The sequence below is a fragment of the Paenibacillus helianthi genome (assembly GCF_001909055.1).
GTDB lineage: Bacteria > Bacillota > Bacilli > Paenibacillales > Paenibacillaceae > Paenibacillus_AQ > Paenibacillus_AQ helianthi.
In genome coordinates, this window is record NZ_LVWI01000099.1 from 1 (window position 1) to 9862 (window position 9862).

Sequence of the window (9862 nt, forward strand, 5' to 3'; positions counted from 1 at the left end):
CTACTATACCAAAGTATTCTAATGCACAAATAATTCAAGCAGATTTATTAATTTATGTATTAATGTATTTTTACAATCTCAGTGATGATTATTTTCAGTGGGATCTTTATATGGGCCCATATATTAGAGAGAATACAGTACCTTTTTTCAGGAAATTACGGAAGAAGAGTCACTTTAATGATGTACAAGAACTTTTTGGTGTGGAAAATGCTACTCAGATGAGTGAAAAAATGAACACTTTAATAGAATATACCAATAAAAATTATAGAAATCATTCTAGATCAGGTATACATAGATTAGCGGCTGTTCTTGTTCCTAACGAAATAAATAAATATTAAATTAGATTGGTACTAATTATACTTCATCAACATGTGGTATATTATGAAAACAATTTTGGTTACCAGGTGCAGGAATTGTAAGATTTTGATTGCTTTGACTTTGCATAAGCCGGTCTATGAAGCCGGCTTTTTATTATCAGTTAACTATTTCAAAGAGAGCATCTAAACTGACTCTCTTTATTAATTATTAATTTTGTCATTGATTGCAATGGAACCAGTTTTAAGTACAGTAACATTCAATCTCAATAGTTAGCAAGTTGGTATATATGACGCATAGACTGACAGTGACTGGTTATGCAATAAATGCACTTTTAAGTGGGGGTTCGTGATAGCTGAATAACAAGGACTCTTACTCTAAAATCTTAAACAGACCCACATTTATCATTTTTGACTAAACCCTTGATCCAAAAGGGTTCCGTTTAGTCAGTACACCATCATTTCTTAAGTTCAAATTATATAGATAAAAGTGCTTTCTCAACCAAGCCGTTAAGTGGCATCATCTACAATACTTTGAACTGATTTGCAATGAATTCGTATTGATACGGGAGGACGGCAATTCTGGAGTTTCTGGTAAACAAATAGGTGAGATAAGAGGAGGAAACTATTGTGAAAAGAAGTTTTAATATATTCGAATTAATGAAAAATGAGCCTATGAAAAAGATAGTTATATCAGTTGGAGAAGCAGGGTTAGATCAGGCATACGATAACGGGTTAATAAAGAGCATTCCAGTTCTGAGAACAATTGCTGATACATTAGAGTTAATCGACAGTATTCGTAATAGACATTTGTTTATAAAGCTAGGTTTATTTTTTGAGGAGCTTTATAACATTCCTTTAGAAGACAGACGCCGCTTTATCGAAAAACATACCAAGAACCAAAAAAAACTGAGCCAGCAAATCTTAGTCTACTTGGATAGACAAGAAGCAAAGGAAAAGGCGAAAATTCTGGCCAAAGTCTTTTCAGCTTTTTTGTACGAAAAAATTGACTCTGCCACATTTGCTAGATTGTGTTCCATCCTGGATAAGGTTGTTATTGAAGATCTGAATATTCTAACAATTGAGTTCTTAAGACAGACTGGTTCAACAATTGAAGATAATCAGCAAATCTGGTTTTTGGGAACTGAGTATGAGCACTTAGTTGCAACTGGTATGGTGATCGAAAATACAGGCTTCGGCTTAAATCCGGGCCAAGTCTCTATGAACTACTTTGGACTTGAAGGTGAGGTATACGAGTATTCTCAATTTCACTTAACTCACTTGGGAATAAAATTAATTAAATATGGATTGCTGGATTAACGTCTAGTTTCCTTATTAGGAACAATTGCTTCTGCAAATTAAGCAATAGTCTTGAACTTTTACAGAATACAACTAAATGCTTTCCACCTGCTGAGTACAAAGCTTTGATAAAACAGGTCCCAAGAAGAGAAAGACCAGCCCTCGATGTGTTGCTCCAAATTTTTCTGTATTCCCATTTCTTTTCTGTATTCCCATTTCTTTTCTGTATTCCTTTTTCGCTACTTAAGATTGTCGGGTCACTGTTTAGAAAGTATAAGCATTGCTATTCTAAGTTTATGGTATTAAAATACCGCGTAAAAAAACGATCGTCGTGAGACACTCATATGTAATATAAATGCTGAAATGTGAGAATCACACTGTCCAATACTGGTAGTACCGTACGTGAAGGAATCATATAAGTAGTAGACGTATAAGGTGTATATCCTGATATGCAATAATTAAGAAGCAGCAGGGAGAGTTTTACAGTATGGAGCTTCATATATGACTCTCTTGGCCATCTTTAATAAGACGAGAGTGATAGTTCACAGCAATTATCGTAGTGGTCAGGGTGATCTTATCTCACTAACGAGCAAGTGAGTAGGAACTTCCTTATCGGCACCAAAAGAAATTTATGTAAAAATCTCTAAAGTGCCTCGTCAAGCTTTAACATCGAATATTGTGAGAAGTTTGAGCAACTGAGATCTATACGATATCGATATATGAGATATCGTAGACTAAAAAACACTATATAATGACGTAATGGTAACTGGGAATAAGCCTAAGAAAGAATAAATAAAGGAGGTTTTGATTTGACATTTATATCCGTTAACAAAGAACTTATTTGCAGTAATTTAAGCAAGAATAAACTGAATAGAATTATAAATATTTACTATGGTGAAAAAGTAAAACGTGATGAGTTAGAAGGGTATGAACAAGGGCTATACGATTATTTAAAAGAAGAATATCCTTCACGTGAACGATTGGAGCAAGCATTAGGTGAAATTCAACATTTCAATGATTTATCGAAAGACTTCTTGGTGATGGCTATTAACTTTCAGATTTCCGCTGCTGAAGTTGTTTATTATATGGCCAGCGAGTCAAGCATAGCTCGCCTAGACACACTTTTTTTCCCCATGGTGTACCTGTACAGACAAAGTATAGAACTTCTGCTCAAAGCGATTTATTTTCAAGAGGTACAGGATCAATCAGAGAGAAAGTTATTCATTGGAAGAACCCGACATGATTTGAGCACATTATATCAAGAAGTGACGGCCTTATCTATTAATCCGGATCAAGATAAGGCAGGATATACATGGTTAGGAGACTTTTTTGACAATATAAGCTTGTTCGATAAAGTGTCGGATTCTTTTCGATACCCTTACAAGTTTCATATGACTAACGATGTGTTTGATCGACATTTAAAAGTTAAGAAGGTGTTCGAAGAACGAAAAGATATAGATTTAATTAAGATTTCAACAAAGTTTAGTTATGCTTTTGCTTTGCTCCAACGTTTAATAAAAGAGTTGCCTCAAGAATGTAATGAAATCCCTTATGCAGTTGACAAGTTAGGCGATTTCATTGATAACCCTGATTGTAGTTCCGAATTTTTAGAAGAGGGTGGACATTATTATTTGAGATGTGTTATAGGTGAAGATTACAGACCAACAGATTTCAATCGCTATGCGGATGCGTATAGCGATTGCGCCGAGTACCTATATAAAAAACGCATAAGCGATTTTACGGAGAACCATAAAAGTAACATAAGCTGTTATCATCCTGTTTGCTATTTATTACGCAATGCGATCGAATTATCTTTAAAAAAGCTTTGTGCAAGATGTGCAGAATACGATGGATGAGGCTATTGAGTTAATAAGCACAAAGAAACACAATCTGCTTGGACTATGGAATGGTTCTAAAGATAAGCATGCTGAAGGACCAATGAATTTTTTTTCGATTCCACACTCAAATCAAATTGATTTTTATGTAAAATTGGTAAATGGAGTGGATGAAACTTCTTCACGTTTTAGATACCCGACAGATAATAATCTTGAACATTATAACCCTGTTCCTTATCGTTATCATTTCGGTATCCATTATTACTTGTTAAGTACTTGTTTTGAAAGAATCCGGGTTACTGAGTATATTATTGACGAAGCTACTGACGGTAGAGAAGACTATAGGGAGCTTCGAATCTGAATACTCTGTGTTTTAAAAATAAAGCAGGTTTTTAGTATTTCTAATCGACATTGACCTATTTTAAAATGATACTTCTTCATATTTTACGGCTAGAGGATTGCATCAAGAATGAAGATCCTCATAACTTTTACTTATCACATGATTTCGATTTATCTCAAGTAGAATTTTTTCAATCATAATTACGGCATGTTTCTTATGGGGTAATCGATTTATTACTCGTAAAATTTGATGATACCGATTAAAAAGTGGCACTATTAATAATCTCCTATATGGAATAACTGTGAAGATACTAAATGCATTTAACAGGAAACATACTGTTGAAAAGAAAAAGGGGCTGTTCCAATTTGGTGTGGCTTCTTCTTATTTGTTAGAGACTATCACCATTACATGAAAATACTCAGTCCGTAATCTTCCGTTAACATTTTTATGAAGGTATAACAGAGATCTTTGTCGAACTTGTGTTTAAGCAATTTCTATAAGTACAGAAGGGATGCGTTCAATTATGAGTCTAATAAATGAGAATCAACTTGATGAGTGGGTACGTGGAAATACACGAGAAGCTCAAGGGAAAATAGTTGAACTTGTTTGGCGATTGGTTGCTGTGTCTTCTCCAAATCCGAAGGAGCGCAGGTTTCCACTAGGAGATAGTATTGGACAGCCAGGTCCTGACGGATTATTAAATACTGAATATAGTTTCGATCCTTTTGTACCTGAAGGAAGATCGTTCTGGGAAATTGGTACTGGATATAACGCCAGAGACAAAGCAACATCGGATTATCATGGATTGACTGACGCAACTCCAGAAGAGGTAAGGAAAGAATCAACATTTGTCTTCGTTACACCGCTTTCTGGTAGAAGGGATTGGCAGCATACATGGAAAGAGAACGCGCAAGCTGAATGGTTACATAGTAGACGGCAGAACAACGAGTGGGCCGATGTTCGTGTAATAGATGGATCCGTACTTATAGATTGGTTGCACCATTTTCCCGCTGTAGAAACATGGCTTGCAGAGATTATGAATTTACCTATCCAGTACATACAAACTGCAGAGCAACATTGGGGAGATTTAAAAACTATAGGAGACCCTCCCCCTCTTACACCAGAAGTCTTTCTTACTAACCGCAATGGGGCTAGTGATAAATTGAATGAACTATTTTCTGGAACATTGTTTCAACTTAAAGTAGACACCCTCTTTCCTGAACAGGTAGCAGATTTTGTTGCTGCTCATGTTGCATCCTTAGATGAAGAATCAAAAGTGGATATCGCCGGGCGCTGTCTTATCATTTCGAATGTGGAAGCTTGGAATGCAATGGTTTCTCTGAAAACACCTCATTTTCTAGTTGCAAATTTTGACCTTGATGAGACAGAAACAAGTACAAAACTTCTGGAAAGAGCACGTAGAGGCAGGCACTTGGTCATCTTTAGCGGAAGACCAGGCGGGATTCCGCATCCGAACAGAGTTACTATTCCAAACCCTAAAAGTTATCAATTAAAAGAAGCTTTGGTTAAGGCTGGATACAACGAGGAACGAGCACGTACTCTAGCGCAGAAAAGTGACGGTAATTTAAGCTCCTTACTTAGATGTATCCAACATCTTTCATTGATGGCGGAATGGGCTCAAAGAACGGATGCAGCTGAACTTGTTATTGCAGAACTACTTGGTGCATGGAATGAACGGTCTGATGCAGATAAATCAATCGTGGAGAAACTTTCGGGAAACCTTTACGGGGATTGGATCGGAAAGATTCGTGATATTTCGCTTCGTCCGAACAGTCCCCTAATCAATAGAGAGGGTAACTGGAAGTTTGTTTTGCGATACGAGGGATGGTATGCTCTTGGACCACGAATATATGATGAACTTCTCGACCGATTTAAAGAAATTGCATTGACAGTTTTAAAAGAACGCGACCCTCAATTCGATTTACCTGGTGATCAGAGGTATGCGGCTAGTATATACGGTAAGAATTTAAATCATTCTAAGCTAATTAGGAAAGGGATAGCAGAAACATTGGCATTGCTAGGAAGCCAAGCACAAGCGTTGATATCATGTTCCTCAGCAAAAGCTGTGATGACGGCCTCCACAACAATTAGGGAACTCTTTTTTGGTGCAGACTGGATCCTTTGGGCCAGCCTGAATGATCTTTTACCATTATTTGCTGAGGCAGCTCCAAATGAATTTCTTGGTTCAGTTGAAGAAGCATTAGCAAGTGATTACTCTCCATTTGAGAGCGTTTTTTCGCAAGAGGGTACAGGATTGATGGGGCACAATTACATGACAGGATTACTTTGGGCATTGGAAACCTTAGCTTGGGATGCTGAATATTTAACCCGTGTAGTTATGATACTTGGAGAACTTGCTCAAAAAGATCCAGGTGGAAACTGGGCTAATCGTCCTGCTAATTCTCTCTCGACTATCTTATTGCCGTGGTTGCCTCAGACTAATGCCTCAGTTTCAAAAAGAAAAGTAGCTGTCTCAACCCTTTTCCTAGAGTTTCCTGATGTTGCGTGGAAATTACTATTAGAGCTTCTTCCTAGTTCACATCAAGTCTCATCAGGTTCTCATAAGCCATCGTGGAGAGAACTAATTTCAGATGATTGGACTAAAGGTGTTACGAATCAAGAATATTGGGAGCAGATATCCGGATATGCACGATTACTAATAGAAGCTTCTAAGCATGATTTATCAAAACTAAATGAATTAATTTCACGTTTCTCAGACTTGCCCCAGCCAGTGGGTGATGAACTGTTAAGTTACTTGAGTTCTCCAGAAGTTCTTTGTTTACCTCAAGAAGCTCGCTTTAAAATATGGAATGAACTTACGGTTCTTATTTTAAGACACAGAAAGTTTTCAGATGCAAAGTGGTCAATACCTTCGGAAATGGTTGATAATATCCAAACTGTTGCCGACAGTCTTTCTCCCGTAGACCCATTTTATCGAAACCAACGAATCTTTAATGACTACGATTCACATTTATTTGAGGAACTTGGGAATTATCAAGAACAACAGAGAAAGCTAGATGAGCTTAGACAGAAGGCTGTAAAGGAAATCTTGGTTTCAGGAGGTGTTGAAGAGCTTCTAAACTTTGCTAAGGTTGTTGAGCATCCAATGTATGTAGGACTTGCTTCAGGCGTACTGGGTGAGGATGTTATTGAAAAAGCTATTCTTCCAGAATTAATTATTTCGAATATGGATTCATTGTCGAGGTTTGTTGGTGGCTTTATATTGGGGGCATTCCGTAAACATGGGTGGCAATGGATTGATAATCTCGATTTTTCAAATTGGAGTAAATCCCAAATAGCGCAACTGCTTGTATATCTACCTTTCAGTTCTGAGACGTGGGGGAGGTTAGAAAATCTTCTTGGAGAGGACCAAATACTATATTGGTCTCTAACAAATGCAAATCCATATGAAACAGAAGAACAATTGGATTGGGCAATTGATTGTTTACTTCAATATAATCGACCGCATGCCGCTGTCAAATGCCTGGACAAACTATTACATGATAAAGGCACTATTGATAGCCAACAAGCTGTGCGTGTGCTACGAGCAGTGCTTGCTTCCCCTAAGGGTATTCAATCAATTGATGCTCATGACATTGTAGAGATTATTAAGGCTCTACAGAATGAAGAGAAAACAAACCAAGATGAGCTTGCACAAATAGAATGGAGTTATTTGACTTTGCTTCGACATTATCCTGATGCAAAACCAAAAATTTTAGAGCAACAACTAGCTGAACAACCAACTTTTTTTTGTCAGGTCATACGCACAGTGTTTCGCTCCAAAAATGAAGAGCAACAAACTGAAGATGATTCATCGGAGGATAAGAAAAATATAGCATCAAATGCTTATAACTTACTTAGAGAATGGAGTAAACCACCAGGTAGTCGGGAAGGGACATTCGATGGAGATTTTCTGATTAATTGGCTTGAAGAAGTGAAAAAACTTTCTCATGAATCTGGCCATTTGGAAGTCGCACTTACTATGGTTGGACACGTGCTCATTTATACACCTGCTGATCCAGATGGACTTTGGATACATCATTCTGCAGCCAAGGTATTAAATGAAAAAGATGCTAAGGATATGCGGGAAGGTTATAGAACTGAATTGTATAACTCGAGAGGAGTTCACTCCTGGACAGCAGGTAAAGAGGAGAAAGAATTAGCTGAAAAATATAGGAAGCAAGCAGAAGAAGTAGAACTTCACGGGTACCATCGCTTAGCAGACGTACTTCGTCAGTTGGCCTCTTCCTACGATTATGAGTCACAACTTCAGGCATCTGAAGATCTTTTTGAGGACTAAGGCCTAACAAAAGCATTTTACTAGGTCCCCGGAATAAAATTTCGGGGATTTTTCGAACAGCAATAATATGAAACAATGGCAAAGTAACATTTCAAATATAAGAAATATCAATTTATAGTGACGCATCAAACTATAGGATTACTTAAGTCATATTAAAATTACGTAAAATAATAATTTGACGAATAAATATTAATGAGATATATTGGATTTACGGAGGTTGATACATATATGGATAAACAGATAAAAATGCACTACATTCAAAGAATTGATGAGAAACTGTCTGATTTGCCTTGGTATGTTACAGAATATATAGATAGTAAAAAACGCAAGTTATCTCCGATGACTCTTCTTAATTATTGTCATGATTACATTATCTTTTTTGATTGGCTTATCGCTGAGAATATAACTTCATCAATCCGGAAAGAAATACAATTAGAAACACTGGAGCGATTAACCATCCGTGAAACCGAAAACTTTTTGTCATTCCTGGATTATCAGCTTGGAAACAAGAAGCTTACTATTAATCGAAAATTGTCATCGCTAAAATCTTTGTTTGATTACCTTCAGAACAAGGCTGAGACCAGTGACCTGAAGCCTTATATTCAACGAAATGTTATGGCCAAGATGGAGCTGAATGCCGTTAAAGAAAGCCAGGAAACCATTGCAAACCGCATTGAAGGAAAGATTCTTAGAGAAGACGATTTTGAATTGTTCAGACAATTTGTAGCCTATGATTTTGGCGAAAAGCATAAGGAGAATAAACGGATCTTTACGTTTCATCAATTCAACCGTGAACGTGACACTGCGATTGTTTCGTTGATATTAGGTTCCGGGCTTAGATTATCAGAGGTTTCAGGCATTAATATGGATGACCTGGATTTGAATAAAGCGTTAGTTCGGGTGATCCGCAAAGGTGATAAAGAACAATACGTTTACTTTAGCAAACAGGCTTTAATGGATTTAGAAAGTTATCTGCAGATCAGAGAATCAAGATATTTACCAGAAAAAAACGAAAGCTTTTTATTCATTGCAGCTCCTGTTGGCCGTAAAGGAAAAAGCCGGCGTTTGACTGGGCGCTCGATTGAAAAGCTGATTGAAAAATACGCTACTACATTTGGGAAGCCCTCCCTAACAGTACATTCGCTTAGACACTCGTTTGCAACGCGATACCATTTGGAAAACAACGATGTACCAAGATTGAAGAATCAATTAGGGCATTCATCTATACAAACAACTATGATATATACACACTTAACAGATGAAGAGATGCGTAATGCTGTAAACAACATGGATCGTTAAACCCGCGGTGCTTCGCGGTTTTTCTCTGACATCTGCACAAAATCCATATTTTGTACATATGTACATAGTAAAATGAATTCTGTCCATTAAATAAATGTTACGCTTCTTTGCTTGGAATGACGTCGTCACCTGTTTCAATTGGATGTGTCCCTATCTTTATATGAGGTTATATGAGGTGCATACTGTGTGCCGAGTGAGGAAAAGTTTTATTCTTTTACTTTTGTAAGTACACCATCTTTATTTTCGTACGTTCTTTTTTCATTTATTTCCATTTTACGCATTATCTCTTCTTCCAAGTTAATTCCTAGAAGTTCCGAAAGTCCTATTAAGTAGAGTGCAACATCAGCCAATTCTTCACCCAAATCGTCTTTCTTTTTCAGATAAGCTTCGCAAGCTTCTGATAATTCACCATATATAAAACAAAATTCTTGGAAAATATCAGTAACATTAAATC

General features: G+C 36.9%; 7 protein-coding genes. 6 read left to right on the top strand and 1 reads right to left on the bottom strand.

Annotation, left to right across the window (positions count from 1 at the left end; all coding sequences use genetic code 11):
- From A3844_RS32955 to xerS, 6 genes are all read left to right on the top strand, one after another.
- Positions 1-338, top strand: a 338-nt coding sequence (locus A3844_RS32955; protein WP_167374774.1) for a hypothetical protein, incomplete at its 5' end; no start/stop codon positions are given.
- A gap of 606 nt (positions 339-944) precedes the next feature.
- Complete coding sequence (locus tag A3844_RS29790; RefSeq protein WP_074109387.1) at positions 945-1634, top strand: hypothetical protein; 690 nt, start codon at positions 945-947, stop codon at positions 1632-1634.
- A 788-nt stretch (positions 1635-2422) separates the two neighbouring features.
- Positions 2423-3469, top strand: a complete 1047-nt coding sequence (locus tag A3844_RS29795; protein ID WP_074109388.1) for a hypothetical protein — start codon at positions 2423-2425, stop codon at positions 3467-3469.
- On the top strand, positions 3462-3809 hold the full coding sequence (locus tag A3844_RS29800; RefSeq protein ID WP_074109389.1) for a hypothetical protein: 348 nt from the start codon (positions 3462-3464) through the stop codon (positions 3807-3809). The genes A3844_RS29795 and A3844_RS29800 overlap by 8 nt, the downstream gene beginning before the upstream one ends.
- A 502-nt stretch (positions 3810-4311) precedes the next feature.
- Positions 4312-8109 (top strand): hypothetical protein, encoded by a 3798-nt coding sequence (locus tag A3844_RS29805; protein ID WP_074109390.1) that lies wholly within the window; start codon positions 4312-4314, stop codon positions 8107-8109.
- 228 nt (positions 8110-8337) lie between these two features.
- Positions 8338-9408, top strand: coding sequence for a tyrosine recombinase XerS (xerS, locus tag A3844_RS29810; protein ID WP_074109391.1), 1071 nt, complete (start codon positions 8338-8340; stop codon positions 9406-9408).
- 206 nt (positions 9409-9614) lie between these two features.
- On the opposite strand, the gene A3844_RS29815 is transcribed toward xerS, so the two are convergent.
- Positions 9615-9862 (bottom strand): MazG-like family protein (locus A3844_RS29815; protein WP_074109392.1); only part of this gene is annotated, 248 nt, incomplete at its 5' end.

What these genes read in the sequence shown, in the direction of transcription:
- A3844_RS29800 (WP_074109389.1), top strand. Translation starts at nt 3,462, where the DNA reads ATGGATGAGGCTATTGAGTTAATAAGCACAAAGAAACACAATCTGCTT.
- A3844_RS29805 (WP_074109390.1), top strand. Translation starts at nt 4,312, where the DNA reads ATGAGTCTAATAAATGAGAATCAACTTGATGAGTGGGTACGTGGAAAT.
- xerS (WP_074109391.1), top strand. Translation starts at nt 8,338, where the DNA reads ATGGATAAACAGATAAAAATGCACTACATTCAAAGAATTGATGAGAAA.